General features: G+C 72.6%; 23 protein-coding genes and 1 pseudogene. 14 read left to right on the top strand and 10 right to left on the bottom strand.

Going from position 1 to position 25,713, the window contains the following annotated elements:
- Positions 1-65: 65 nt before the first annotated feature.
- From AWW66_RS19920 to AWW66_RS19930, 3 genes are all read right to left on the bottom strand, one after another.
- Entirely contained in the window at positions 66-965 is a 900-nt protein-coding gene (locus tag AWW66_RS19920) for a hypothetical protein (protein ID WP_067368627.1), read from the bottom strand.
- On the bottom strand, positions 958-1,458 hold the full coding sequence (locus AWW66_RS19925) for a SigE family RNA polymerase sigma factor (protein WP_067368630.1): 501 nt from the start codon (positions 1,456-1,458) through the stop codon (positions 958-960). The genes AWW66_RS19920 and AWW66_RS19925 overlap by 8 nt, the downstream gene beginning before the upstream one ends.
- A gap of 128 nt (positions 1,459-1,586) precedes the next feature.
- Complete coding sequence (locus tag AWW66_RS19930; RefSeq protein WP_067368631.1) at positions 1,587-2,330, bottom strand: M50 family metallopeptidase; 744 nt, start codon at positions 2,328-2,330, stop codon at positions 1,587-1,589.
- A 215-nt stretch (positions 2,331-2,545) separates the two neighbouring features.
- On the opposite strand from AWW66_RS19930, the gene AWW66_RS19935 reads away from it, so the two are divergent.
- Positions 2,546-3,298 (top strand): GH25 family lysozyme, encoded by a 753-nt coding sequence (locus AWW66_RS19935; protein WP_067368632.1) that lies wholly within the window; start codon positions 2,546-2,548, stop codon positions 3,296-3,298.
- A 118-nt stretch (positions 3,299-3,416) separates the two neighbouring features.
- Here AWW66_RS19935 and AWW66_RS19940 read toward each other — a convergent pair whose 3' ends face one another.
- Positions 3,417-3,641 (bottom strand): winged helix-turn-helix domain-containing protein, encoded by a 225-nt coding sequence (locus AWW66_RS19940; protein WP_083978651.1) that lies wholly within the window; start codon positions 3,639-3,641, stop codon positions 3,417-3,419.
- Positions 3,642-3,877: 236 nt separating this feature from the next.
- Between AWW66_RS19940 and AWW66_RS19945 the strand changes: the two genes are divergently transcribed.
- On the top strand, positions 3,878-4,078 hold the full coding sequence (locus tag AWW66_RS19945; RefSeq protein ID WP_067368634.1) for a hypothetical protein: 201 nt from the start codon (positions 3,878-3,880) through the stop codon (positions 4,076-4,078).
- A gap of 164 nt (positions 4,079-4,242) precedes the next feature.
- Here AWW66_RS19945 and AWW66_RS19950 read toward each other — a convergent pair whose 3' ends face one another.
- The gene (locus AWW66_RS19950) at positions 4,243-4,455 is read right to left on the bottom strand and encodes a hypothetical protein (protein WP_157527619.1); all 213 of its coding nucleotides are present in this window, start codon (positions 4,453-4,455) and stop codon (positions 4,243-4,245) included.
- A gap of 117 nt (positions 4,456-4,572) precedes the next feature.
- A complete protein-coding gene (locus tag AWW66_RS19955) occupies positions 4,573-6,648 on the bottom strand; it encodes a serine/threonine-protein kinase (RefSeq protein WP_067368639.1) in 2,076 nt (691 codons plus the stop codon).
- Between the two features lie 91 nt (positions 6,649-6,739).
- Between AWW66_RS19955 and AWW66_RS19960 the strand changes: the two genes are divergently transcribed.
- The 5 genes from AWW66_RS19960 (at position 6,740) to AWW66_RS19980 (ending at position 11,406) form a co-directional block, all read left to right on the top strand.
- On the top strand, positions 6,740-6,952 hold the full coding sequence (locus tag AWW66_RS19960; protein ID WP_067368641.1) for an acyl-CoA carboxylase subunit epsilon: 213 nt from the start codon (positions 6,740-6,742) through the stop codon (positions 6,950-6,952).
- Positions 6,953-7,039: 87 nt separating this feature from the next.
- Positions 7,040-7,498 carry a hypothetical protein gene (locus AWW66_RS19965; RefSeq protein ID WP_067368644.1) on the top strand — a complete coding sequence of 153 codons (459 nt, stop codon included), beginning with the start codon at positions 7,040-7,042 and terminating at the stop codon, positions 7,496-7,498.
- A 1,411-nt stretch (positions 7,499-8,909) separates the two neighbouring features.
- On the top strand, positions 8,910-10,076 hold the full coding sequence (locus AWW66_RS32855) for a S8 family serine peptidase (RefSeq protein WP_083978655.1): 1,167 nt from the start codon (positions 8,910-8,912) through the stop codon (positions 10,074-10,076).
- A gap of 10 nt (positions 10,077-10,086) precedes the next feature.
- Positions 10,087-10,743: a Maf family protein gene (locus AWW66_RS19975; RefSeq protein ID WP_067368648.1), complete on the top strand. Its 657-nt coding sequence runs from the start codon at positions 10,087-10,089 to the stop codon at positions 10,741-10,743.
- Between the two features lie 9 nt (positions 10,744-10,752).
- Positions 10,753-11,406, top strand: coding sequence for an O-methyltransferase (locus AWW66_RS19980; protein WP_067368652.1), 654 nt, complete (start codon positions 10,753-10,755; stop codon positions 11,404-11,406).
- A gap of 110 nt (positions 11,407-11,516) precedes the next feature.
- On the opposite strand, the gene AWW66_RS19985 is transcribed toward AWW66_RS19980, so the two are convergent.
- On the bottom strand, positions 11,517-12,272 hold the full coding sequence (locus AWW66_RS19985; protein WP_067368655.1) for an ABC transporter permease: 756 nt from the start codon (positions 12,270-12,272) through the stop codon (positions 11,517-11,519).
- Between the two features lie 18 nt (positions 12,273-12,290).
- Positions 12,291-13,253, bottom strand: a complete 963-nt coding sequence (locus AWW66_RS19990) for an ATP-binding cassette domain-containing protein (protein WP_067368657.1) — start codon at positions 13,251-13,253, stop codon at positions 12,291-12,293.
- A 300-nt stretch (positions 13,254-13,553) separates the two neighbouring features.
- On the opposite strand from AWW66_RS19990, the gene AWW66_RS19995 reads away from it, so the two are divergent.
- Complete coding sequence (locus AWW66_RS19995) at positions 13,554-15,305, top strand: acetyl/propionyl/methylcrotonyl-CoA carboxylase subunit alpha (protein ID WP_067368660.1); 1,752 nt, start codon at positions 13,554-13,556, stop codon at positions 15,303-15,305.
- 234 nt (positions 15,306-15,539) lie between these two features.
- Here AWW66_RS19995 and AWW66_RS20000 read toward each other — a convergent pair whose 3' ends face one another.
- Positions 15,540-16,457 (bottom strand): LysR family transcriptional regulator ArgP, encoded by a 918-nt coding sequence (locus AWW66_RS20000; protein ID WP_067368662.1) that lies wholly within the window; start codon positions 16,455-16,457, stop codon positions 15,540-15,542.
- Positions 16,458-16,541: 84 nt separating this feature from the next.
- On the opposite strand from AWW66_RS20000, the gene AWW66_RS20005 reads away from it, so the two are divergent.
- Together AWW66_RS20005 and AWW66_RS20010 are read left to right on the top strand one after the other, a co-directional pair.
- The gene (locus AWW66_RS20005; RefSeq protein WP_067368667.1) at positions 16,542-17,138 is read left to right on the top strand and encodes a LysE/ArgO family amino acid transporter; all 597 of its coding nucleotides are present in this window, start codon (positions 16,542-16,544) and stop codon (positions 17,136-17,138) included.
- An 83-nt stretch (positions 17,139-17,221) separates the two neighbouring features.
- Complete coding sequence (locus AWW66_RS20010; protein WP_067368670.1) at positions 17,222-18,661, top strand: GuaB1 family IMP dehydrogenase-related protein; 1,440 nt, start codon at positions 17,222-17,224, stop codon at positions 18,659-18,661.
- A 201-nt stretch (positions 18,662-18,862) separates the two neighbouring features.
- Here the strand turns inward: AWW66_RS20010 and AWW66_RS20015 are convergent.
- Positions 18,863-20,422, bottom strand: a pseudogene (locus tag AWW66_RS20015) (MFS transporter); the annotation flags it as partial.
- Between the two features lie 223 nt (positions 20,423-20,645).
- On the opposite strand from AWW66_RS20015, the gene AWW66_RS20020 reads away from it, so the two are divergent.
- From AWW66_RS20020 to AWW66_RS20035, 4 genes are all read left to right on the top strand, one after another.
- Positions 20,646-21,062, top strand: a complete 417-nt coding sequence (locus AWW66_RS20020) for a MarR family winged helix-turn-helix transcriptional regulator (protein WP_067368674.1) — start codon at positions 20,646-20,648, stop codon at positions 21,060-21,062.
- 212 nt (positions 21,063-21,274) lie between these two features.
- Complete coding sequence (locus AWW66_RS20025; RefSeq protein WP_067368679.1) at positions 21,275-21,763, top strand: MarR family winged helix-turn-helix transcriptional regulator; 489 nt, start codon at positions 21,275-21,277, stop codon at positions 21,761-21,763.
- Positions 21,757-23,490, top strand: coding sequence for an ABC transporter ATP-binding protein (locus AWW66_RS20030; RefSeq protein WP_067368682.1), 1,734 nt, complete (start codon positions 21,757-21,759; stop codon positions 23,488-23,490). The genes AWW66_RS20025 and AWW66_RS20030 overlap by 7 nt, the downstream gene beginning before the upstream one ends.
- A gap of 167 nt (positions 23,491-23,657) precedes the next feature.
- Positions 23,658-25,574, top strand: a complete 1,917-nt coding sequence (locus AWW66_RS20035; RefSeq protein WP_083978656.1) for an ABC transporter ATP-binding protein — start codon at positions 23,658-23,660, stop codon at positions 25,572-25,574.
- The last annotated feature ends 139 nt before the right edge of the window (positions 25,575-25,713 follow it).

Below are 25,713 nucleotides of genomic sequence, written 5' to 3' on the forward strand. Positions count from 1 at the left end.
TGTAAGGAGGGGCCCCTTATTAACAGACGTCTGTTAATAAGGGGCCCCTCCTTACACCCGGGCGCTCAGCGACAGGCGGGGTTGGCCGCCACGCACATCCGCTCGGCCGCCGCCCGACCCAGGTCGAGCAGCCGGTTGCGGTGTTCCGACGTCAGGGTGAGCGACGGGGTGGCCTCCAGCCCGGTCGCCGGGACGATCACGCTGATCAGGTCACCGACCCGGACGACGAGCGTGTTCTCCACCGGGTACGCCCACCCGGGGTCGAGGTCCGACCCGACGCCGGTCGGCGCGGTCCGGCTGTGTTGCAACAGGACCGCCTCGTCACCGGCGAAGTCGCGCACGGAGACCGTCCAGTCGTGGGTCACGGTGACCGAGACCCGCTGCCCCGTGACCGTCCAACCGGTGTCCTCGCTCCGGGCGCCCGAACAGGTGGCGACGAGGTCGTCCAGGCCGGCGAAGAAGCCCTCGGCCGCCTCCGGGGTCAGCCGGTACACGTCCTGGCTGACGAGCGCCGCCCCGGTCGCGCCGGGCCCGCTGGCCGGGCTGCGCTGGATCAGGGTCTGCGACCGGGAGTAGCGGGACACCGGCAGCCCGGGGGTCCGCCGGCTGTCGCAGAGCTCCAGGCCGGCGTCGAGGGAGACCGGCTTGGCCAGCCCGCTGTCCCCGAGCCGCAGGTTGCTGGAGACCGGCAGGTCGGCCGGGTCGAGCAGCGCCGCCACGGGGATCTCGGCCCGCTGGGTCGGCTGGCCGACCAGGCCGGGCAGAAGCCCACCGTGGGACCCCCAGGACAGACGCCCGGCGGTCACCACCCCCGAGGCGACGACGAGCAGCACGACCGCCGCTCCCAGCGCGGTACGCCGCTGCCGGCGGCGTCCCGCGCGGGCCCGGATCTCGGCCGGCTCGGGCCAGGGGACGGCGCTCAGGTCCTCCCGCAGGCGTTCGGCGAACGACAGGTCGTCACGCATCAGCGACCTCCTCCAGGTCGGACACTGCGAGCAGGTCGGCCAGCGCCGACCGACCCCGGTGCAGCCGGGCCTTGACCGTGCCGACCGGCGCGGCGGTCTCCCGGGCCACCTCGGCGACCGGCATGCCGAGCAGGTAGTACAACGCCAGGGCGACGCGCTGCTCCTCGGGCAACTGACGCAACGCGGTGACCACCGCCACCGTGTCGGTACTGGGCGGGGGAACCGGGTCGGTGGGGCCGTGGCGCAGGTACGCGCGGGCCCGGCTGCGCAGGCTGCGCCAGCGGCTCACCGCGATCCGCGCGGCGACCACCCGGGTCCAGGCCTCCGGGTCGTCGTACCCGCCCACCGTGGACCAACGCTGCCACGCCCGGATGTACGCCTCCTGCACCGCGTCCTGGGCCTCGGAGAGATTTCCCGTGAGCGCGTAGACGAAGCCGAGCAGCCGTTGCCTGCTACCCCGGTAGAACTCGTCGAACTCCTCGACGTCCGGCACCCGCCACCTCCCCGTGTCCGGTCGCAGGTGACACGCACGGTACCGGGGTGCCGGTTGCCGCCCCGCCGCACGAATCCGGCAGGGTGCGCTTCGCCGCACGAAGCCGGCACGGTCGTGCCGGCGGCGGGTCAGCCGAGCAGCCCGGAGGCGGTGACGAAGGGGCCCGCCAGCAACGCCGCCCCGACGACCAGCGCCAGCAGGTTGACCAGCACGAAGAGCCCCACCCAGAACAGCGGCGGGAACGGGGTCAGCCGGGCCAACTGGTCGGCGTCGGACTCCGGCATCCGCCCCCGGGACCGCATCCGCTGCAACTCGAAGACCGGTCGTACCCCGCCGAGCAGCAGGAACCACACCCCGGTCCAGGCGAACGCGGCCTGCACCTGCGGCGAGGCGTACCAGGAGACGGCGAGCACCACCCCGCCGGTGACCAGGAGGGACAGGACGCCGAACACGTTGCGTACCAGCAGCAGCATGGCCAGCAGGAGCGCCACGGCCACCCAGAGCAGCAGGGTGATCCGGTTCCCGCCGAGCAGCCCGGCACCGGCGAGCCCGACCAGGGACGGTGCCACGTACCCGGCGACCAGGGTGAGGATCATGCCCGGCCCGCTCGGTCGGCCGGCGGAGAGGGTCAGCCCCGAGGTGTCCGAGTGCAGCCGGATGCCGTGCAGCTTGCGGCCGGTGAGCAGGGCGGCCAAGGCGTGCCCGCCCTCGTGGGCGATGGTGACGACGTTACGGGCGATCCGCCACGGCACCTGGGTGGCGACCACCACCAGCGCCCCGGCGGCGGTCAGCAGCACGAGCAGTGGCGGCGGATCGGGCTGGGCGCTGAGCAGCCGGTCCCAGAGGGAGGTGAGGCCGTCGATCAGGGGCATGGCCCGCGAGCTTACCGGCCGGCCCTGGGTCGCTCAGTCGCGCGTCACCGAGCGTTGCACCGGCGTGTCGGTCCGGACACGCTGCGCTGATCCCCAGCTCAGACGAGGGGTGGTGATACAGATCTGTCGATGAAATTTTCCTTTTCTGGTCTTGCACCGGAGCAAAGTTATCTCCAAAGATGGACGTCTATCACAGGCGCTCCTGGGGAGGAACCATGCTCCGTACCAGATCACCGCTGCGTCGGCTGCTCGCCGCCGGCCTCGCCGCGCTCGCCACCGCCGCCGTCACGCTCGTCGCCACCAGCGGCCCGGCGGCAGCGGCCACCACCCCCGGCATCGACGTCTCCCACTGGCAGGGGAGCATCAACTGGACCAGCGTCCGCAACTCGGGCGTCCAGTTCGCCTTCATCAAGGCCACCGAGGGGACGAGCTACAAGGACCCCAACTTCAACGCCAACTACGTCAACGCCTACAACGCCGGGGTGATCCGGGGGGCGTACCACTTCGCCCGGCCCAACATCTCCTCCGGCGCGGTCCAGGCCAACTACCTGGCCAGCAACGGTGGCGCCTGGTCGGCGGACAGCCGGACCCTGCCGGCGGCCCTCGACGTCGAGGCCAACCCGTACGCCGGTGGCTACTGCTACGGCCTGAGCACCACCGCGATGCGCAACTGGATCCAGGACTTCCTCAACACCTACCGCTCCCGCACCGGCCGGTACGCGGTCATCTACACCACCACGAGCTGGTGGAACCAGTGCACCGGTAGCTGGAGCGGCCCGTGGGCCAACCACCCGCTCTGGCTGGCCCGCTGGTCCAGCACCCCGGGCGCGCTGCCGGCCGGGGCCCCGTTCTGGAGCTTCTGGCAGTACACCGACTCGGGCAGCGTCTCCGGGATCAGCGGCGGCGTCGACCGCAACCACTGGAACGGCGACCGCACCCGGCTCATCGCCCTCGCCAACAACACGTAGCAAACCCCGCAGGCCCCGGCCGGGCGCGCCGTCCCCACGGCCCGCCCGGCCGTGCCGCGTCTCATCGGGTACGCGCCGTCGGCGCATCCATCGGGCGCATCCATCGCCCGCAGCGGCGCTACCGCTCCGGCGCCTCCGCCACGAACACCCCCACGCCGGACATGCCTTCGACCATGCCCTTGGCCTTGAGCCAGTTGATGGCCCCGCGCACCACCGTGATCGAGACGCCGTACTGGGCACGCAACTCCGCCGTGCTCGGCAGTCGGTCGCCGGGCCGCAACTCACCGGATTCAATTTTCTCGGTCAGCTCATCGATGATCTTCTGGGTTTTTGAGGTAGGCATCTGTACTCCCTGGTCCGCGCGGCCATTCGATCACGCGCGACGGGGAGCCACAAGCTTCAGAATGCATCAGGAGGCACAAGGCTTGCCTAGCGACCAGGCATATGCATAAGGTTGTGCATGGCCGATTTCCCTGGTCCGCAGCCTGGCGGAGTCGGTTCCCCCCGCGCGGCGGCCCGCGTCTCCCCCGTACCCGGCGGGCCGCCGCGCGTCCCCACACGCCTGGTGGAGGTGTCCGATTGGAACGGGACCGCGCACTGCTCCTCGCCGACCGGCACCAACCGCCGCCGCTGTGGCGGTTGCTCCGGATCAGCCTCTGCCCCGTCTGCCGGCTCCGCTGGCCCTGCCCGCGTTACCTGGACGCACGGGCCATCCTGCTCGGCAACGACCGCGTCGACGTGGCCGCACTGCTGCGCCGTAACAGCCGCTGGCGGGCGTGAGCGAATACCAGGGCAACGGTCCGCCTGGTGCGGGCGGCCACTGCGTCCACCTCCGGCGCCCCGAACGACTGCCGCCGGGGCCCGCACGTACCGGTGCGGGTCACCCTGCCCACGTACCCTCGTCTGCCCGGCGGGCCGACGAAGCTGGGGCGGCAGCGAGCGGGTCAGGCGCGGCGGCGGGGTACGGCCGCAGCGGTCGACGGACGACGGACCGGGACGCCACGGCGCACCATCAGCCATCCGGCGAGGACGAGGACGGTCACGGTCACGGCGCTGAGCAGCGCCACCATCGTCGGCAGCCCGGCGGCGATCAGCAACACCGCCATCAGGCCCCACAGCGCCACACACGGCTTACCGGCTCGGTGTCGGTACCTCATCGGTAGCACCTCCCCTTCATCGTCGAAGGTGAGATACCCAGTTGGTGACCCGTCCATGCAGATCGGCCCGCGCGGTGTGGGAATCCCGGAGCGATGTGGCCGACCGGGGCCGCCGGCTCAGTCCTGCCGGTCCGGCACGAACCCCTCGGCGATCCGGTCGAACTCGGGCAGTCTCGCCGACCACTCCCGGTCGGCGACCTCCCAGCGCATCGCGTACCCCCGGTTGCTCGCCGTCACAAAACCCCGGTTACGGACCCGGATGCGGGTGTCGTCGCGGGTCTCCCGCCACTCCCAGTCCGCGCACGTCTTCCAGAATCCGTCACACGAGCGAATGTCGATGTACTCGTAGTTGCTGACGTAGTCCTTCCGGTTCGGCTCCTGCTCGCGCCAGTCCGCCTCGGCGTCCCGCTTCGGGGTGTTGGTCCACTGGATGAGCAGCTCACCGACCCCACCGGGCTCGGTGAAGACGACCGTGCTGCGATCGATGCTGCGGCGGCGCCAGTTCTCCGGCAGCGGCAGGGAGAAGCCGGCCGGGTCCCGGTGGAGCTTCCACCCGGCGGGCAGGCCGGGCTGCGCGGAACCGCTCGGGGTCGGGCTCGGCGACGCGCTCGGAGTCGGACTCGGCGCGGCGCTGGTCGGCGCGGGTGCCGCCGGCTCGGACGGCGACCCGCTCGGGACGGTGCTGGTGGCGCCGGCCTGCTCCCCCGGCTCCTTCTCGGAGTCTCCGGAGGTCAACAGCGGCACCACCACGGCGAGGCCGAGCAGCAGGAGCACCACCACGGCCCCGATCAGCAGGTTCCGCCGCTGCTGGCCGGACTTCGTCACCGTGCCGCCGGGCACCGTGGCCCGCCCGGTCGACGCAGCCGCCGTTGCGGGCAGCACCGCGGTCGGGTTGGCCGGCGGGGGCTGGGCCGCGTCATCGGCCGGGCCAGTCGCTGCCGGCGGGGCCCCGGAGGCCGCCGGGGCGGGCTTCGGCACGTCCACCTTGGCGGTCGGTGCCGCGTCGGAACCACCCGAGTCGGCACTCTCGGGGGCCGTCTCCCCCGGTGGCGGCACCTTCGTGGTCGCGTCGGCGGACGAGATCGTACGGGTGGCGTCCTCGCCGGACGGAACCTTCGTCGTGGCGTCCGCGTCGGCCGGCCCACCCGGCGACGGTACCTTCGTCGTCGGCGCCTTCGCGGTGGCGTCGGCAGCCGCCGCGGCAGCAGCGCCGGCAGCGGCTGCTGCCGCCGACCGGGGCGCGGGCGGGGTCGACTGGCCACCGGTCTGCGGCTCCGCCGGACGCGGCGCCGGGACCACCAGCGGGCGCGGCTCGCGCGGACCGTTCGGCCCCGGCCGGCGCACGCCGTCGAGCAGGGGAATCGTCCGCGTACGCTTCCCGCCGGCTCGGCGCAGCAGTCGTTCGGCGACGTCGGCGTCGATCCGCTCCGCCGGATCCTTGCGGAGCAGGCCGTTCAGCACCGCCTTGAGCGGGCCGGCGTTCTTCGGCGGCGGCATGGGCTCGGTGGCCAGCGCCGCGAGGGTGGCGATCGCCGACGGCCGCGCGTACGGCGACTTGCCCTCGACGGCGGCGTAGAGCGTCGCGCCCAGCGACCAGAGGTCGGCCTCCGGCCCGGTCGTGCCGTCGCGGGCACGCTCCGGCGAGATGTACGCCGGGGAGCCGAGCACCATGCCGGTGCGGGTCACGTTCGGGTCGCCCGGGATGGTGGCCAGCCCGAAGTCGGTCAGCACCACCCGGCCGTCGGTGCCGAGCAGCACGTTGCCGGGCTTGACGTCCCGGTGCATCACGCCGGCCCGGTGCGCCGCCTTCAACGCCCCGAGCACGCCCAGCCCGATCTCCACCGCGCGGGCCGGTGTCACCGGACCGTCCTCGGCGATGGTGTCCTGCAACGACTTCGAGGCGACGTACTCCATGACGATCCACGGGTCACCGTCGGTGCGCAGCACGTCGAAGATCCGGACCACGTTCACGTTGTTGAGGCGGGCGATGGCCCGCGCCTCGCGCAACGAGCGCTCCCGCATCTCGCGCCGCTCGTCGTCGGTCAGGCCGGGCGGCGGCACCAACTCCTTGATCGCCACGTCCCGGTGCAGCACCTCGTCGCGCGCCTTCCACACCCGACCCATGCCGCCCTGGCCGAGCGGCGATATCAGCCGGTATCGGTTGGCGACGAGTTGGGGCTGCGCGTCAGACATCGCCAGAGACGGTACCCGGCGGCTGTGACGCTCACACCGCCGGCACGCCACTGTGCGGGAAAGGACGTGCGTCGGCGCGTACCCTGAGGCCATGGCTGCCGAAGAACCGCTGTTCCGGGTCGTCCGGGGCACACCCAGCGCCGAGGAGACGGCCGCCCTCGTGGGCGTGCTCGCGGCCCGGTCGCACCCGGCCGCCGCTCCCGACCGGCCGGCCCCGTCCGCGTGGGCACGCAGCGGCCGGCCCCCGCACCCGGGCACCGTTGCCGGGCCGGGCGCCTGGCGCGCCTCCGGCCTGCCCCGCTGACCCACGACGGTACGGGGCTGCCAGGGCCTCACCTCACCGGCTAACCTCACTCAGGGAGACGGTGCCGTGACAGGTAGGGAGGGGTCGATGATCCCCGAGGAGGACCGCCCAGCATCCTGGTTGCGCGGCTACGGTGGCATCGAGGCCGACATCCGTCAGCTCCGGGATTTCGCGGCGAAACTCGAAGCCGAGGTGCAGCGGCACTACGCGCCGCACCTGTCGTACATCGCCGACGACATGCAGGCGCAGCTGCCCAACCCGTGTGACGCCTTCATCGAGTTGGTCCACTTTCTCCAGGCGCACCACGAGACCCAGCAGGCGACCACCGACATGGTCTACGCCGTCGGCGGGCACACCGGCCGGCTCGCCCAGGCCGCCGGCCGGGTCGCCGGGGCGTACCAGGAGTCCGACGCCTTCTCCGCCGCCCGGGTGACCGATGTGGAGCAGGCGCTCGCCGGCACACAGGCCGCCGGGTTGCCGGTCGTCGCGCCCCGGCTGGTCGATCCGACCGGGCCCGACAACGCCGGGCCGGTGGTGCTGCCATGATCGAACGCGGCAGCGGCCGGACCTCCGGCCTCACCGACTGGCACCTGATGAACGTGCCCAGCATGTGGGCCTGCCTCCAGGACCAGGACACCACCAACCAGTGGCGGCAGGTGGCCGGCTGGGGCAAGGTCTGCGACCTGGCCAAGATGCACCTGTCCCGGCTCCAGGAGTACCGACGCGGCCTGGCCGAGGCATGGCCGCCGGAGACCAACTCCGCCGCCCGCGCGTACCTCGGCGAACTGGACCAACTGATCGAGCGGGTACAGCGGACGCATGACGCGGCAGCCGCCAACTACAGCGCGCTCTCCGCCGCCACCCACGCCATCGCCAGCAGCCGGGGTGAACTGCGAAAGGTCTACGACGAGTACGTCACCAAGAGCCGACAGAAGCAGGCGTACGAGGAGATCGTCGCCGACCCCAAGGCAGTGGCCGGAAGTCGCCTACCCGAGCGCCCACCGGTCACCGACGCCGACCTGACCCGGCTCGACGCACAGGCACGCACCATCATGTACGGCCTCAGCGGCGAACTCCAACACGCCCAAGTAATGCTCCAAAAGCCCCCACCTCCGCCAAGAAAAAATCCAGGCGCGGATCAAGCAAATTCCGATGTCTACACACCTGGCATCGCACCAATCATCCCACCAATTGTTCCCGTGCCCGTAAAAACTGTTGGAGGCAGTGGACAGATCAAGAGTCCGTCGACGACTACCCGACCAGTGACAATGCCCACCGCACCTGCAGCCGGACCTGTGTTGGGCGGCCCGGCTTCTGGCACGCCCACCCCGTCGCCTGGTACAGGGCCTGTGCTTGGGGGGGTCGGGGGCGGATTAGCGCCGCCCCCGACCACCCCGCCCCTCGCCGCAACGCCCTCGCCCCCGGCGCCCCCCGGCCCAACAATCGGGCTACCGCCGACCATGCCACCTAGTGCCATATCCGGGCGCGGCGGAACTTCTCAGCCGGGAACGGTTGGAAGACCGATTGGCGGAAATGTCAACGGTGCACCCCATGCCGTACCACCTAGCACCCCAAGGGCGATGCCGCCAGGTGGGCTCATCGGTGGTGTTCCCGGGATGGGACTCGGGCAGCCGGCCGCCAGCGCTGTTCCGCCGAGGCGGGTCAACCCGATTGGCGGCGTGATCGGCGGTGGGGGAGCAGGAACCGCGCCAACGGGCGGTGCCGGCTCCCGTCCCGGCCTCGGCCGTAGCTCGCAGTTCAGCGCCGGCCACGGCATGCCTCCTGCCGGTGGCCTGCCTGGCCGACGAGAGCGACACGAACCTGATGGCACCGAGTCGCGGCGCTGGGACCCAGATCACCCGTGGGAGACAGAGCAAGGAGTCGCACCCGTCGTTCGCCCGCCCGACGAGGAAGGCCCAATCGACCCCGGTCCAGCTATCGGCCTTAACCGGTGAGAATCCGCACCGCTCAAGTTCTCGCGCTTTCCCTGCTGGGGGCAACATTTCCCGCCGCCGTCGGGCAAGCTGCACCAAGTCCCGCCGGCGTTGACCAGATTCGGGGCGATCAGTGGCACCTGCAATATCTGAACTCCAACGAGGCACACGGCATAAGTCGAGGGCAGGGTGTGATCGTCGCAGTTCCCGACACCGGCGTCGATCCACACCCCGACCTACGCAATAACCTACTCCCTGGAGCCGATATCGTCCCCGGCGGCAGCGGCGACGGCCAGAGCGATCAGGATAGCCACGGAACAGGAATGGCTGGCCTGATCGCAGCTACCGGCCAAGGCGCAGCCCGTGGAGCGCTAGGCGTGGCACCCATGGCCAAGATCTTGCCAATCCGAACAAGGGTCACCAACGCAACAGGCGATAGCAAAGACCTCGCTGCCGCGATTCTGCAGGCCACCAGAAAAGGCGCTGACATAATTAGCATCTCCTCCGTGGCCGCCAGCACAACTGAACTCCAAGAGGCCGTTAAAGCCGCTACGAGCGCTGATATCGTCATCGTCGCCGCCGTGGGCAATCAACCACGCGATCCTCATATCAGTTTTGCAGCCGCACAGCAAGAAGTAATTGTCGTAGGCGGCATTGATCGAGACGGGAATCATGCCGCTATTTCCGTAACGGGACCAGAGGTTGATGTCGTCGCGCCTGCCGTCGACATCTACAGCACCTCATCGGGCGGGAAGTACCGCAGGGGCACCGGCACATCCGATGCCACGGCGATCGTGGCGGGGGCGGTGGCGTTGATCCGGGCGAAGTATCCGTCGCTGCCGGCGAGCGAGGTCGTACACCGGTTGACCGCGACCGCCGTGGACAAGGGGCCGCCGGGTCGGGACGACCAGTACGGCCACGGGGTGATCGACCTGGTGGCGGCGCTGACTGCGGACGTACCCCCGCTAGGGTCGGTGCCGTCGACGGCGCAGCCGACGGCCGGTGCGGGGCCGACCCCGACGGCGGTCGGGCCGGGCGGGTCGGCGGCGGCGGGGCCGGACGGCGGCGGTGGGTCGACGGCGCGAGGGCTGGCCACGCTCGGGGTGCTGGTCGCGGCGGGCGGGGTGTGGATGTACATGAATCGTCGTCGCCGTCGTGGCGACGACCCGCCGCCCCGGATCAGCAGGTAGGTTCGGCGGCGTGCCGAACACGACGCCGATCCGTCTCGTGCTCGCCTCGGCGAGCCCTGCCCGCCGCAAGCTCCTCCAGGCCGCCGGGGTCGAACCCGACGTGCTGGTCAGTGGGGTCGACGAATCCCAGGTGACGCACGAGCGGGCGGAGGACCTCTGCCTGGAGTTGGCCCGGCGCAAGGCGGCGGCGGTGCTCGGGCGGCTGCGGCCGGGCGACGGTGAGCGCACGCTGGTGCTCGGGTGCGACTCGGTGCTGGCCTTCGACGGGGATGTTCTCGGCAAGCCGGACGACGCGGCGGACGCGGTCCGCCGGTGGGAACGGATGCGGGGGCGCAGCGGGGTGCTGCACACCGGGCACTGCCTGGTCGACGTCACCGACGGGCGGCAGGCTGCGGCGGTGGCCTCGACGGTGGTGCACTTCGCGTCGATCGGTGACGACGAAATCGCCGCGTACGTCGGGACGGGTGAGCCGTTGGCGGTAGCGGGGGCGTTTACCATCGACGGGATCGGTGGCCCGTTCGTCGAGCGGATCGAGGGCGATCCGAGCACCGTCGTGGGGCTCTCGCTGCCCCTGCTGCGCCGCCTCCTCGCCGACCTGGACCTGCGGATCGTCGATTTGTGGACGAAGGTCGCGCCGGGCGGCCAATCGGTGCAGCCGCTGGTCTAACGTCCAGTCATGACCACCAAGTCGCTGCCGCTCACCGACGACCTGCACGCCTACCTCGTGGCACACGGGTCACCGCCGGACGAGATCATGCGGGACCTGGCCGAGGAGACCCAGGCGGTGCTGCCGGGGCAGGCGCGGATGCAGGTCGCGCCGGAGCAGGCCGCGCTGCTGACCTTCCTCACCCGGCTGGTCGGTGCGCGGCAGGCGGTGGAGGTGGGCACCTTCACCGGGCTGTCGTCCCTGGCGATCGCCCGGGGCCTGGCCGAGGACGGGCGGTTGACCTGCTTCGACATCTCCCAGGAGTACACGAGCATCGCCCGGCGGTACTGGGCGCGGGCCGGCGTGGACGACCGGATCGAGCTGCGCATCGGCCCGGCCGGCGACACGCTGCGGGAGCTGCCCCAGGAGCGATACCTGGACCTGGCCTTCGTGGACGCGGACAAGACCGGCTACCCGATCTACTGGGCGGAGCTGGTGCCCCGGATGCGGCCGGGTGGCCTGATTGCGGTGGACAACGTCCTGCGGGGTGGCCGGGTCCTGGCCCCGCAGGACGAGGCGGACCGGGCCATCGCCGCGTTCAACGACGACGTGCTCGCCGACGTACGGGTGGACGCGGTGATGCTGCCGGTGGCGGACGGCCTGACCCTGGCCCGCGTCCGCTGACCCCTCCCCTCACCCGGTCCCCCGCTCGGCGGGCTGCGCTGCCCAGCGTGGTGTTAAGAAGGGGCCCCTGCTCTACCGAATGCGTTAACAAGGGGCCCCTCCTTACAGCATCAGCGGACGCTGCGGGCGAACTGGCGGGCGGCCCAGACGACGGCGGCGACGGCGAGCACGGCGATGATGCCGAGCCCCTGCCAGACCTTGTCGTCGCCGAGGTTGCCGGCGAAGAGGGCCCGGGTGCCGTCCACCGCCCAGGAGAACGGGTTCCACCGGGCCACCGCCTGCAACCAGCCGGGGGCCAGGGCCAGCGGCAGCAGGATGCCGGAGAGCAGCAGCAGGGGCTGGGCGATGGTGTTCATCAGCGGGGCGAGGGCGTCCTCGCTCTTCACCTTGAGCGCGACGCCGTAGGAGACGGCCGAGGTCATCAGCGCGATCAGGGCCAGCATCAGGTACGCCAGCAGCAGGTCGCCGAGGAGGACGCGCAGGTCGAAGGCGAGCGCCAGCAGGGTGATGATGACCGCCTGGACGATCAGCGACACCACGTCGCGCAGGGAGCGGCCGAGCAGCAGGGCGAACCGGCTGATCGGGGTGACCCGGGACCGTTCGATGACCCCGGCACGCAGTTCGGCGATGAGGCCGAAGCCCTGGAAGAGTCCGCCGAAGATGGCCAGCAGCACCAACAGACCCGGTACGAAGATCTTGTACGCGGCGGCCTGGCTGGGCGCGTTCAGCGCCGCCTTGAGCAGCGGGGCGAAGAGCAGCAGGTACATCACCGGCTGGAAGACCCCGACGAAGACCCAGACGGGGTTGCGCAGCAGCAGCAGGATCTGCCGTTGAAAGATCAGCCAGGTGTCGCGGGCGAGTTTCATGGTCACTCCCGGGTGCGGTCAGGACTCGCGCAGCGAGCGGCCGGTCTTGGTGAGGAAGACGTCGTCGAGGCTGGGCCGGTGCAGCCCGATGGAGCGCAGGTCCAGCCCGGCGGCGTCGACCCGACGTAGGATCCGGGGGATGGCGGTGGCCCCCTCGTCGACGGAGAGCCGCAGGCCGGTGCCCTCGCCGGCCTCCACCGTGCGGACGTACGGCTCGTCGGCGAGCAGCCGGGTGGCCGACTCGACGGCGGCGGGGGTGTCCAGCCCGACGAGGACGACGTCCCCGGAGACCTCCCGTTTCAGGTCGGCGGGGGTACCCTCCACGACCACCTCCCCGTGGTCGATGATCGCGATCCGGTCGCAGAGCGCGTCGGCCTCCTCCAGGTAGTGCGTGGTGATGAAGACGGTCATCCCCTCGGCGCGCAGCCGCCGGATCTCGTCCCACATGTACGCGCGGCTCTGCGGGTCGAGCCCGGTGGTGGGCTCGTCGAGGAAGACGATCCTCGGCTCGTGGATGATGCCGAGCGCGATCTCCACCCGCCGTCGCTGCCCACCCGAGTAGGTCCGGCACTTGCGGTCGGCGTACTCGCTGAGCTGGAAGGAGTCGAGGGCCCGGACGGTCCGGGCCTGCGCGTCGGCCTTGCCGATGCCGTACATCCGGGCCTGGAGCACCAGTTCCTCGCGGGCGGTGGACTCGTCCCAGGTGCTGCCGCCCTGCGCGACGTACCCGATCCGGCGGCGCACCTCCCCCGGGGCCCGGCGCAGGTCGGCGCCGGCGAGGACCGCCTCGCCGCCGTCGGGCTGGATCAGGGTGGCGAGCATCCGCAGGGTGGTGGTCTTGCCGGCGCCGTTGGGGCCGAGGAAGCCGAAGATCTCACCCTCGGCGACCGCGAGGTCCACGCCGCGTACCGCGTCGACGGTCGTGGTCCGCCGGCCCGCGCGGGACCGGAACGCCTTGCGCAACCCGTGCGTCTCGATCATCCTGGCTCCTCGTCCGGGCCGGCGGGGCGGCGTCCGGGCGGGGCGACGCCCGCAACGGCAGCGGCAGCGACTGCGGAGGCCGACTGCGGAGACAGCCTCCGCACGCGCCCGGACCGCCGGCCCCGACACCGCACCGCCGGCCCGCACCCCACCCGAATCTCCTGGTCACAGCCGATTATTTCGCCTCGCGTCCGGCTCGGCGGGCCGGTTCGTGACGTGCGGCAGGCCACACTGAGCGATCGTTAGGCCGGCCGCGCCGGCCGATACACTCCCGGGCAACGACAGGGGGAGGAGTCACACGTGCGAAAGGTACTCATCGCCAACCGTGGCGAGATCGCCGTCCGCGTCGTCCGGGCCTGCCGTGACGCCGGCCTGGGCAGCGTCGCCGTCTACGCCGACTCCGACCGGGACGCCCTGCACGCCACCCTCGCCGACGAGGCGTACGCCCTCGGCGGGGACAGCGCGACCGAGACGTACCTGCGGATCGACAAGCTGCTGGACGTGGCGGCGCGGGCCGGCGCCGACGCGGTGCACCCCGGGTACGGCTTCCTCGCCGAGAACGCCGACTTCGCCGAGGCGGTGCTCGACGCCGGGCTGACCTGGATCGGCCCCACCCCGCAGGCGATCCGCGACCTCGGCGACAAGGTCACCGCCCGGCACATCGCCCAGCGGGCCGGCGCTCCCCTCGTCCCGGGCACCCCGGACCCGGTCGCCGGCCCGGAGGAGGTGATGGCCTTCGCCGCCGAGCACGGCCTGCCGGTCGCCATCAAGGCCGCCTTCGGTGGCGGTGGGCGCGGGCTGAAGGTGGCCCGGACCATGACCGAGATCCCGGACCTGTTCGAGTCGGCCACCCGGGAGGCGGTGGCCGCGTTCGGCCGGGGCGAGTGCTTCGTCGAGCGGTACCTGGACCGGCCCCGCCACGTCGAGGCGCAGATCCTCGCCGACCAGCACGGCAACGTGATCGTCGTCGGCACCCGGGACTGCTCGTTGCAGCGCCGGCACCAGAAGCTGGTCGAGGAGGCTCCGGCGCCGTTCCTCACCGACGCCCAGCGGGCCCAGATCCACGACAGCGCGAAGGCGATCTGCCGGGAGGCCGGGTACCACGGCGCGGGAACGGTGGAGTACCTGGTCGGCGCGGACGGGACGATCTCCTTTCTGGAGGTGAACACCCGACTCCAGGTGGAGCACCCGGTCACCGAGGAGACCGCCGGCATCGACCTGGTCCGCGAGCAGTTCCGGATCGCCGACGGGGAGAAGCTGCGGTTCACCGAGGACCCGACGCCGCGCGGGCACTCCATCGAGTTCCGGATCAACGGCGAGGACCCGGGCCGCAACTTCCTGCCCGCCCCGGGCACGGTCACCGCGCTGCGGCTGCCCACCGGCCCCGGCGTCCGGGTGGACACCGGCATCTCCGCCGGGGACGTCATCGGCGGCAACTTCGACTCGCTGCTGGCGAAGGTGATCATCACCGGCGAGACCCGGACCGAGGCGCTGGAGCGGGCCCGCCGGGCGCTGGACGAGATGGTGGTCGAGGGGATGGCCACCGCGCTGCCCTTCCACCGCCTGGTGGTCCGGGACCCGGCGTTCACCGCCGCGCCGTTCACCGTGCACACCCGGTGGATCGAGACCGAGTTCGACAACACCGTCGAGCCCTTCACCGCCGCCGCCGGCCCCGCCGACGCCCCCACCGAGCGGGAGACCGTCGTGGTGGAGGTGGGCGGCAAGCGGCTGGAGGTCAGCCTGCCCGCCGGCTTCGGCTCGGGTACGGCCGCCGCCGCGCCCGTCGCGAAGAAGCCGGCCCGCCGGGGCGGCGCCGCCAAGGCGGCCAGCGGGGCCAGCGGCGACACGCTGACCTCCCCGATGCAGGGCACCATCGTGAAGATCGCGGTGGCCGACGGGGACATCGTCACCGAGGGCGACCTGGTGGTGGTGCTGGAGGCGATGAAGATGGAGCAGCCGCTGTACGCGCACAAGGCCGGCACGGTCAACGGGCTGGCCGCCGAGGTGGGCGCGGTACTCACCGCCGGCGCCACCATCTGCACCATCGCGTAGGTAGGTGTAAGGAAGGGCCCCTTCTTAACGCCTCCGGTAGAGAAGGGAACCCTTCTCACCACGCCAGCCGGGCGCTGCGGGCGCTGGCGGCGTGAGCGGGGCGGACGCGATCAGGCGGGCGTGAGGGACGGCGGGCGCCGGGACGGACGCGACGGCCCGGGGCGCTGCTGGGGCTGGTCGGCGGGGCGCTGCGGGGCGGGTCAGCGGAGGGCGTCGGCGGCGGCGCGGGGCGCGTCAGCGAAGGGCGTCGGCGGCGGCGGCGCGGACCGCCTCGGTGAGGGCGGCCAGGACGGGCGAGTCCAGCCGCCAGTGCTGCCAGTACAGCGGCACGTCGACGAACCGGTCGGGGGCGAGGTCCACGCACCGGCCGGCGGCCACGTCGGCGCGGGCGAGCTGCTCCGGCACCAGGCCCCAGCCCAGGCCCAGCCGGATCGCCTCGCTGAACGCGGGCACCGACGGGACGTAGTGCACCGGCGGGTCGAGGTCCCGGCCGGCCACCGCCCGGATGAACCGGTGCTGCACCCGGTCCCGGCGGTCGAAGACGATCACCGGAGCCGCCGCGAGCGCCTCCTCGGTGATCCCGTCGGGAAACCACCGGCCGGCCGGGGCGGGCGCGGCCAGGGCGCGGTACCGCAGGGCACCCAGCCGGCGGACCCGGCAGCCCTGCACCGGCGTCCGCTGGGCGGTCACCCCTGCCATCACGGTCCCGTCGCGGAGCAGGTCGGCGGTGTGGTCCTGGTCGTCCTGCCGCACGTCGAAGCGGACCGCCAGGTCCGCCGGGAGCCGGGCCAGCGCCGGGACGAACCAGGTGGCCAGGGAGTCGGCGTTGGCCACCACGGCCACCCGGGTTCCGGTACCCACGCCGGAGCGGAACCCGGGCGTACCCGACAGTGGCCCGCGCGCCTCGGCCAGCGCCTCCCGTTCCAGCAGGACCAGTTGCCCGGCGAGGCGCAGCAGCGGCTCGCCGGCCGGGGTGGCCCGGCAGGGCCGGCTCCGGCGGACCAGGACCTGCCCGACGGCGGCCTCCAGGGCGCGGATCCGCTGGCTGACCGCCGACTGGGTGACGTGCAGCAGCCGGGCGGCGCCCTCGAAGCTGCCCTCCCCCACCACGGCGGCCAGGGTCCGCAGGTGCGTCGCGTCCAGCCCTTCCATCAGCCCAGCTTATGCGGGGTTAGAAAGTTCAGTTGGACTGGTGTCGGGCGCCGCTCGTAGCGTCGGCGTGTGCCGACACCCGACATGTTCACCTCGGCGGTCGCCGGGTTCACCGTCTCCCTCGCGCTGATCGTCGCCATCGGCGCGCAGAACGCCTTCGTCCTGCGCCAGGGCCTGCGCCGCGAACACGTGCTGCCGGTCGTGCTGACCTGCGCGGCCTCCGACGCCCTGCTGATCGGTGCCGGCATCGCCGGCGTCGGCACGGCGGTCACCGCCCAGCCCGGCCTGCTCACCGCGATCCGGTACGGCGGCGCGGCGTTCCTGCTCTGCTACGCGGCGCTGGCGATCCGCCGGGCGGTACGCCCCGACGCGCTCGACCCCGCCGACCGCCCGCCGGCCACGCTCCGGGCGACCCTGCTGGCCTGCCTCGCCTTCACGTACCTGAACCCGCACGTCTACCTGGACACCGTGCTGCTGCTCGGCGGGATCGCCCAGCAGCACCCGGACCGGTGGTTCTTCGGGGCCGGGGCGATGACCGCGAGCGGGGTGTGGTTCACCGCGCTCGGCGCGGGCGCGCACCGGCTGGCCCCGCTGCTGGCCCGGACCGCCGCCTGGCGGGTGCTCGACGGCGTGATCGCCCTGGTGATGACCGTGGTCGCCGTCGCCCTGCTGCTCGGCTGACCACGCGGCGGGGTGACCACCGCAACCAGTGGTTCCCGGTACACCAGGGGGCGCGGGGCCCGGCGGGCGGGAATGATGGCCGGGTGAGGTTTCTTCATGGCACGGTCCCCGCGCACGACCTGACCTACAACGACGTCTTCATGGCGCCGGCCCGCTCCGATCTGGGCTCCCGCCTCGACGTGGACCTGGCCACGAACGACGGCACGGGCACCACGATCCCCCTCGTGGTGGCGAACATGACGGCGGTGGCCGGGCGGCGGATGGCCGAGACGGTGGCCCGACGCGGCGCGATCGCGGTGATCCCGCAGGACATCCCGATCGACGTGGTGGCGACCGTCGTCGCCTGGGTCAAGCAGCGGCACCTGGTCCACGACACCGCGATCACCCTGGGCCCGACCGACACCGTCGGCGACGCCATCCACCTGCTGCCCAAGCGCGCCCACGGGGCGGTCGTCGTGGTGGACGACGACGGCCGGCCGCTCGGGGTGGTCACCGAGGCGGACACCGAGGGTGTGGACCGCTTCGCCCAGGTACGCCATGTGATGTCCACCGAGCTGCACACCATCCCGGCGGACGCGGACCCGCGGACCGGCTTCGACCGGCTCTCCGCCGCCCGCCGCCGGCTCGCGCCGGTGGTGGACGGCGACGGCCGGCTGGTCGGGGTGCTGACCCGGCAGGGGGCGCTGCGCGCCACCCTGTACCGGCCGGCGGTGGACGACCGCAACCGGCTGCGGATCGCGGCGGCGGTGGGGATCAACGGGGACGTCACCGGCAAGGCGCGGGCGCTGCTGGAGGCCGGGGTGGACACGCTGGTGGTGGACACTGCGCACGGTCACCAGCAGCGGATGCTCACCGCGCTGCGGGCGGTCCGCGCGGTCGCCCCGGGCGTCCCGGTGGCGGCCGGCAACGTGGTCACCGCCGAGGGGGTACGCGACCTGGTCGAGGCGGGCGCCGACATCGTCAAGGTGGGTGTCGGACCGGGCGCGATGTGCACCACCCGGATGATGACCGGGGTGGGCCGACCGCAGTTCTCCGCCGTGCTCGACTGCGCGGCGGCGGCCCGGGAGCTGGGCCGGCACGTCTGGGCCGACGGGGGCGTCCGGCACCCCCGGGACGTGGCGCTGGCGCTGGCGGCCGGGGCCTCCAACGTGATGGTCGGCTCCTGGTTCGCCGGGACGTACGAGTCCCCCGGCGACCTCTACACCGACGAGGACGGCCGGCGGTACAAGGAGAGCTTCGGGATGGCCTCGGCGCGGGCGGTGAGCGCCCGGACCGCCGACGACAGCCCGTTCGACCGGGCCCGCAAGGCGGTCTTCGAGGAGGGCATCTCCTCGGCCCGGATGTACCTCGACCCGCACCGGCCCGGCGTGGAGGACCTGATCGACGAGATCATCGCCGGGGTACGCAGCGCGTTCACCTACGCGGGCGCACGCAACCTCACCGAGTTCCACCAGCGGGTGGTGGTCGGGGTGCAGAGCACGGCCGGCTACACCGAGGGGATGCCGCTACCCACCAGTTGGTGACCCCGCCGGCCGCTGCCCCGGAAGCCGCCCCTGCTCCGGAGCACCCTCCTGCGCCGGAGCACCCTCCTGCGCCGAGCCGGGCGCCTGCTCCGGCGTGCGCTCCCGCCCCGAGCCGGGCGCCTGCTCCGGGGTGTGAGAAGGGTGCCCTTCTCGACCGGAGGCGTTAACAGGGGGCCCTTCCTTCTCCGCCTCCACCTCCACGGGCAGCCGGGCGCAGGCCACCAGGCCGAGCAGGAGGAAGGCGGCGGCGGCGAAGGCCGCGTACCGGGTGGCGTCGGAGAAGGCGGCGCGGGCCTCGGCGGCGATCGCCGCCGTGGCGGGGTCGTCGGCGAGGCCGGTGATGGCCGCGCCCGCGCTCTGCTTCACCGCCGTGACGATCTGGTCGCGCTGGGCGGGGTCGAGGCCGGGCTGGTCGGCGAGGCGGGCCCCGAGCAGGCCGCCCAGGCTGGCGAAGAGGACGGTACCGAGCACCGCGATGCCGAGCGCGGAGCCGACCTGCCGGGCGGTGCTCTGCACCCCGGAGCCCTGCCCGCTCTGCCGGACCGGCACCTCCCGCAGCGAGACCCCGGTGAGCTGGGCGGTGGCCAGGCCGACGCCGACGCCGTAGACGAAGAGCAGGCCGACCGGCGCCCACCAGGGGGTGTCCGGGGCGACGACCAGCCCGAGACCGGCCACCCCGACCAGCTCGGCGGCGACACCCAGGCGTACCACCCGGACGGCACCCCAGCGCCGGGTGAGCGCCGCGCCGAGCCCGCTGGAGAGGAAACTGCCCACGGCGAGCGGCAGCAGCGCCAGCCCGGTGCCGAAGGCGCTGTACCCGAGGACGTTCTGGTACCACAGCGGCAGCGCGAAGAGCAGGCCGAACTCGCCGAGGCTGACGATCGCCGCCGCGGTGATCCCGTTGCGGAACGAGCCGATGCCGAACAGGGAGAGGTCGAGCAGGGCGGGCCGGCCGGCCCGGTTGCGCCGGATCTGGTGGCGGACGAGAACGGCGAGGGCGAGCAGCCCCAGCCCACCGGCGACCGGTACCGGCGAGACGGCGGCCGTCCAGTCCAGCCCGAGGAGGTCGACCGGCTGTTCGCGCCACCACCAGCCGTAGGTGCGCCCCTCGATCAGGGCGAAGACCACCCCGGTCATGCCGACCACGGACAGCAGCGCGCCGAGCCAGTCGACGCCCCGCTCGACCCGGTCGTCGCGGGACTCGGCGACCAGGGCGAGGGTGGCCCCGACGATGACCGCGCCGACCGGGACGTTGATCCCGAACGCCCACCGCCAGGAGTACTCGGTGGTGAGCCAGCCGCCGAGCAGCGGCCCGAGCGCGGCGGCACCGCCGATGGTGGCCCCCCAGACGGCGAACGCGATGCTCTTCTCCCGCCCGGTGAAGGTGGCGTTGAGCAGCGACAGCGAGGTGGGCAGCATCATCGCGCCGCCGAGCCCCTGGAGCACCCGGGCGCCGATCAGCGCCTCCCCCGAGCCGGCGACCGCGGCCAGGACGCTGGCCGCGACGAAGACCACCACCCCGGTGACGAACATCCGGCGACGCCCGGCCCGGTCGGCGAACCGGCCGGCCACCAGCAGCAACGCCGCAAAAACCAGGGTGTACGCCTCCTGCACCCACTGGGCCTCGCTGGAGGTGATGCCGAGGTCCCGGATGATCGCCGGCACCGCGACGTTGACGATGGTCGCGTCCACGATGATCGTCGCGACGCCGAGGCTGAGCGCCAGCAGGCCGAACCAGCGCGCACGTCCCTGAGACCGCATCGCCGCCTCCTTGATCGCTAGATTATCTAGCTACCTGAGCTGCTAGCTTCTCCCCATGGCAGCCGCGCGGTCAACGTCGACACACCGACCGGGTCCGGGCGAGAATCCACCCCCACCGGAGCCGGCCAGGGAGCCGACCCCGCCGGAGCCCGGCGGGGAGCCCCGGCGGTCGGGACCACGGGAGAGCCCCGGCCGGAGCGAGACGGCGCGGGCGCTGCGCGAGGTGATCCGGGCGTCCGGCGACATCCGGGCGGCCCTCGCCCGGCGGCTCGGCATCGGGCCGACCGACGCCGCCGCCATCGACCACCTGGTCGCCAGCCCCGATCCGCTCGGCCCGGTCGAACTCGGCAACCGCCTCGGCATCCGTTCCGCCTCGGCGACCACCCTGGTCGACCGCCTCGTCCAGGCCGGGCACGTCGAGCGCACCCCGCACCCCGGCGACCGGCGCCGGGTCGCCCTCCAGGTCACCGACCACGCCTTCACCCAGGTCGTCGAGGCGCTGAGCCCGATGCTCACCGGGATCGAACAGGCCGTCGACCGCCTCACCCCCGACCAGGCCGCCGCCACCACCGCCTTCCTCCGCGAGGTGACCACCGTCATGCGCACCTACGCCACCCCCACCAACCCCCCACCCCCCTAACCACCCCGCACCCCCGCACCGCACCGCACCGCACCGCACCGCACCGCACCGGCGATCTTGCACTTGCCGCCCCGGCACAAGCCGCGAAAGGGACCAACAGCGGCCCGCAAGTGCAAGATCGCGGGGCGGGGGGTCGGGGGCGGGGGCCAGGAAGGGGCGGGGCGGGGTTAATTCGTTTGGACCCTGACAGTCAGGGGGCTAATCTGCCTGCCATGGATCTGGTCACCCTCGGTGACGTGCCGCTCGAACGACTGCTCATGGTCGCGGCCCACGTCACCGCCCAGCGGTGGAATCGTTACCTGGCCGAGGAGCACGGCCTGACCCAGGCCGGGCTGGGGGCGCTCACCGCCATCGCCGAGCACACGGAGGTGCCGCACCGCGTGGTCGCCGAGCGCTGCTTCGTCCGGCCGGCCACGCTCACCGGCATCATCGACACCCTGGAGCGGGACGGTCTGGTCGTCCGACAGCGCGACGAGTCCGACCGGCGCAGCGTCCGGCTGGCGCTGACCGACGCCGGGCGGGAGAAGCTCGCCACCGTCACCGCGGCCATCGCGACGGCCCACCCCCTGACCTCGGCCGACCGCGACCCGGGCCGGGGCGCGGTGGTCCGTGAGTTCCTCCTCGAGGTCATCGGCACCGGCGAGCACCCTGGGCACGGCGGGCAACCCGGACACGTCACCGAGGAGGGGGCCCGATGCTGATCCGGCTGCTGCGGGACCGCCTGCGCCCCTACCACCGGACGTTGACGGCGGTGGTGCTCTTCCAGTTCGTCGGCACGATCGCGTCGCTCTACCTGCCCAGCCTCAACGCCGACATCATCGACCTGGGCGTGGCCCGGGGCGACACCGACTACATCGTCCGCACCGGCGGGTGGATGCTGCTGGTCAGCCTGCTCCAGATCGTCTGCGCGATCGCCGCGGTACGGCTCGGCGCGCGGACCGCGATGGGGTTCGGCCGGGACGTCCGCGCGGCGGTCTTCGGCCAGGTCAACCGCTTCTCCGCGCGGGAGGTGGCCCAGTTCGGCGCGCCGTCGCTGATCACCCGGAACACCAACGACGTGCAGCAGGTCCAGATGCTGGTCCTGATGAGCTGCACCATGCTGGTCGCCGCGCCGATCATGAGCGTCGGCGGGGTGGTGATGGCGCTGCGGGAGGACGTCGGCCTCTCCTGGCTGATGCTGGTCAGCGTGCCGGTCCTCGCCCTCGCGCTCGGTGCGGTGATCCGCCGGATGGTCCCCGGGTTCCGCCTGATGCAGACCCGGATCGACACCGTGAACCGGGTGCTGCGGGAGCAGATCACCGGCATCCGGGTGGTCCGGGCGTTCGTCCGGGAGCCGTACGAGACCGACCGGTTCGCGGTCGCCAACGCCGAGCTGACCGCCACCGCCCTGCGGACCGGGCGGCTGATGGCGCTGATCTTCCCGATCGTGATGCTGGTGCTGAACGTCTCCAGCGTGGCGGTGCTCTGGTTCGGGGCGCAGCGGGTCGACGCCGGGGCGATCCAGGTCGGCGCGCTCACCGCCTTCCTCCAGTACCTGATGCAGATCCTGATGGCGGTCATGATGGCCACCTTCATGTTGATGATGGTGCCCCGGGCGGCGGTCTGCGCCGAGCGCATCGTCGAGGTGCTGGACACCGAGCCGTCGGTGGAGCCGCCGAAGCGCCCGGTCCGTACCGTCGGCACCCGGGCGGAGCTGGAGTTGCGTGACGTCCGGTTCCAGTATCCCGGGGCGGCGGCCCCGGTGCTGCACGGCGTCTCGTTCCGGGTCCGGGCCGGCGAGACCACCGCGATCATCGGCAGTACCGGCGCCGGCAAGTCCACGCTGCTCTCGCTGGTCCCCCGCCTGGTCGACGTGACCACCGGCGCGATCCTGGTGGACGGGGTCGACGTGCGGGAGTTCGAGCCCGACGAGTTGTGGCGCCGGATCGGGCTGGTGCCGCAGCGGCCGTACCTGTTCAGCGGCACGATCGCCAGCAACCTGCGGTACGGCAACCCGGACGCCACCGACGAGCAGCTCTGGGCGGCGCTGGAGATCGCCCAGGCGCGGGACTTCGTCGCGGCGTTGCCGGAGGGCCTCGACGCGCCGATCGCCCAGGGCGGCACGAACGTCTCGGGCGGCCAGCGGCAACGGCTGGCGATCGCCCGTGCCCTGGTCCGTCAGCCCGAGATCTACCTCTTCGACGACTCGTTCTCCGCGCTCGACCTCGGCACCGACGCCCGGTTGCGGGCCGCCCTGCGGCCGGTCACCGCGGACGCCGCCGTGGTGATCGTGGCGCAGCGGGTCTCCACCATCGTCGACGCCGACCAGATCGTGGTGCTGGAGGACGGGGCCGTGGTCGGCACCGGCCGGCACGCGGAGCTGCTGGCGGACTGTCCCACGTACGCCGAGATCGTCGCGTCCCAGCAGACCACGGAGGTGCCGGCGTGAGCGGGCAGCCAGGGCCGGAGCAGAACGGCCGACAGGTGCCGGAGCAGGGCGCAGGGCAGCCGGAGCCCGGCGGTCAGCGGGTGCCGGAGCAGAAGGCCGCCGACGCGACACCGAGGCGGCTGCCGCCCGGGGGCGGGCACCGGGGCGGCGGCTGGATGAACGCGGGGATGCCGGCCGAACGGTCGATGAACTTCGGCCCGTCCGCGCGCCGGCTGCTCGGGCGGCTGCGCCCGCAGCGGCTGCACCTGGTGGCGGTGATCACGCTGGCCGTGGTCAGCGTCGCGCTGAGCGTGATCGGGCCGAAGATCCTCGGGCACGCCACGGACATCATCTTCACCGGCGTGATCGGGCGGCAACTGCCCGCCGGGAGCACCGCCGAGCAGGCCGTCGAGGGGGCCCGCGCGGCCGGCAACGACAACTTCGCCGACATGCTGGCCCGGATGGACGTGGTGCCCGGGACGGGCATCGACGTCGCCGCGCTGGCCCGGGTGCTGCTGCTGGCGCTGGCCCTGTTCCTGGTCGCGAGCCTGCTGCTGTGGTGGCAGGGCTGGCTGCTCACCGGCGTGGTGCAGCGGACCGTCCGGCGACTCCGCGCCGACGTGGAAGACAAGATCAACCGGCTGCCGCTGCCCTACTTCGACAGACAGCCCCGGGGCGAGCTGCTCAGCCGGGTCACCAACGACATCGACAACATCTCGCAGACCCTCCAGCAGACGCTGAGTCAACTGCTCACCTCGCTGCTCACCGTGCTCGGCGTGGTGGTGATGATGTTCGTGATCTCGCCGCTGCTGGCCTGGGTGGCGCTGGTGGCCGTACCGCTGTCGGTGGTGGTCACCCAGCAGATCGCCAAGCGGTCGCAGCGGCAGTTCATCGCCCAGTGGACGCACACCGGGGAGCTGAACGCGCAGATCGAGGAGGCGTTCACCGGGCACGAGCTGGTCAAGGTCTTCGGCCGGCAGCGGGAGGTGGAGGCGGCCTTCCACGCCAAGAACGAGGAGCTGTTCAGGGCCAGCTACGGGGCGCAGTTCATCTCCGGGATCATCATGCCGGCGATGATGTTCATCGGGAACCTCAGCTACGTGGTGATCGCCGTGGTCGGTGGCCTGCGGGTCGCCTCCGGCACGATGAGCCTCGGTGACGTGCAGGCGTTCATCCAGTACTCGCGGCAGTTCACCCAGCCGCTGACCCAGGTCGCCGCGATGGCGAACCTGCTCCAGTCCGGGGTCGCCTCGGCGGAGCGGGTCTTCGCGGTGCTCGACGCCGACGAGCAGACCCCGGACCCGGCCGAGCCGGCCCGGGTCACCCGGCCGCGCGGCCGGGTCGCCTTCGAGCACGTCAGTTTCCGGTACGCGCCGGACACGCCGCTGATCGAGGACCTGTCGCTGGTGGCCGAGCCGGGCCACACGGTGGCCATCGTCGGGCCGACCGGCGCCGGCAAGACCACCCTGGTCAACCTGATCATGCGGTTCTACGAGCTGGACGCCGGGCGGATCACCCTCGACGGGGTGGACGTCACCACGCTGCGCCGCGACGACCTGCGGGGCCGGGTCGGCATGGTGCTCCAGGACACCTGGCTGTTCAACGGCACCATCCGGGAGAACATCGCGTACGGCCGGCCGGACGCCACCGAGGAGGAGATCATGGCGGCGACGCGGGCCACCTTCGTGGACCGGTTCGTGCGCAGCCTGCCGGACGGCTACGACACCGTCATCGACGCCGAGGGCAGCAACGTCAGCGCCGGGGAGAAGCAGCTCATCACCATCGCCCGCGCCTTCCTGGCCGAGCCGTCCCTGCTGATCCTGGACGAGGCGACCAGCTCGGTGGACACCCGCACGGAGGTGCTGCTCCAGCGGGCGATGGCGGCGCTGCGCTCGGACCGGACGAGCTTCGTCATCGCCCACCGGCTCTCCACGATCCGCGACGCCGACCTGATCCTGATGATGGAGCAGGGCCGGATCGTCGAGCAGGGCAGCCACCGGGACCTGCTCGCCGCGCGGGGCGCCTACCACCGGCTGTACCAGGCCCAGTTCTCCCAGCCGGTGGCCGACGACGCCACCCTGGAGCCGGCATCGGTGGCGACCTGAGCAGCCAGCGGCGGCGGGGCGGCCGAGGGTTGGACAGGCCGCCGGCACGGGACCTGCCGGCGGCCTGGGCGGCCCCGACGGCCAGGAACGGGGGACCTGGCGTCTCTCGGCCGCGCGCCGACAACGGTACGCCGCCGAT

Source organism: Micromonospora rosaria (genome assembly GCF_001567585.1).
Lineage (GTDB): Bacteria > Actinomycetota > Actinomycetes > Mycobacteriales > Micromonosporaceae > Micromonospora > Micromonospora rosaria.

Bases quoted from the DNA above. Each gene is read 5' to 3' on its own strand.
- AWW66_RS20005 (WP_067368667.1), top strand. From the start codon at position 16,542: ATGTTCACCTCGGCGGTCGCCGGGTTCACCGTCTCCCTCGCGCTGATC.
- AWW66_RS19920 (WP_067368627.1), bottom strand. From the start codon at position 965: ATGCGTGACGACCTGTCGTTCGCCGAACGCCTGCGGGAGGACCTGAGC.
- AWW66_RS19940 (WP_083978651.1), bottom strand. From the start codon at position 3,641: ATGCCTACCTCAAAAACCCAGAAGATCATCGATGAGCTGACCGAGAAA.
- AWW66_RS19955 (WP_067368639.1), bottom strand. From the start codon at position 6,648: ATGTCTGACGCGCAGCCCCAACTCGTCGCCAACCGATACCGGCTGATA.
- AWW66_RS20000 (WP_067368662.1), bottom strand. From the start codon at position 16,457: ATGGAAGGGCTGGACGCGACGCACCTGCGGACCCTGGCCGCCGTGGTG.
- AWW66_RS20025 (WP_067368679.1), top strand. From the start codon at position 21,275: ATGGATCTGGTCACCCTCGGTGACGTGCCGCTCGAACGACTGCTCATG.
- AWW66_RS20030 (WP_067368682.1), top strand. From the start codon at position 21,757: ATGCTGATCCGGCTGCTGCGGGACCGCCTGCGCCCCTACCACCGGACG.
- AWW66_RS19950 (WP_157527619.1), bottom strand. From the start codon at position 4,455: ATGAGGTACCGACACCGAGCCGGTAAGCCGTGTGTGGCGCTGTGGGGC.
- AWW66_RS19935 (WP_067368632.1), top strand. From the start codon at position 2,546: ATGCTCCGTACCAGATCACCGCTGCGTCGGCTGCTCGCCGCCGGCCTC.
- AWW66_RS19960 (WP_067368641.1), top strand. From the start codon at position 6,740: ATGGCTGCCGAAGAACCGCTGTTCCGGGTCGTCCGGGGCACACCCAGC.
- AWW66_RS19930 (WP_067368631.1), bottom strand. From the start codon at position 2,330: ATGCCCCTGATCGACGGCCTCACCTCCCTCTGGGACCGGCTGCTCAGC.
- AWW66_RS19965 (WP_067368644.1), top strand. From the start codon at position 7,040: ATGATCCCCGAGGAGGACCGCCCAGCATCCTGGTTGCGCGGCTACGGT.
- AWW66_RS19990 (WP_067368657.1), bottom strand. From the start codon at position 13,253: ATGATCGAGACGCACGGGTTGCGCAAGGCGTTCCGGTCCCGCGCGGGC.
- AWW66_RS19985 (WP_067368655.1), bottom strand. From the start codon at position 12,272: ATGAAACTCGCCCGCGACACCTGGCTGATCTTTCAACGGCAGATCCTG.
- AWW66_RS20035 (WP_083978656.1), top strand. From the start codon at position 23,658: ATGCCGGCCGAACGGTCGATGAACTTCGGCCCGTCCGCGCGCCGGCTG.
- AWW66_RS19980 (WP_067368652.1), top strand. From the start codon at position 10,753: ATGACCACCAAGTCGCTGCCGCTCACCGACGACCTGCACGCCTACCTC.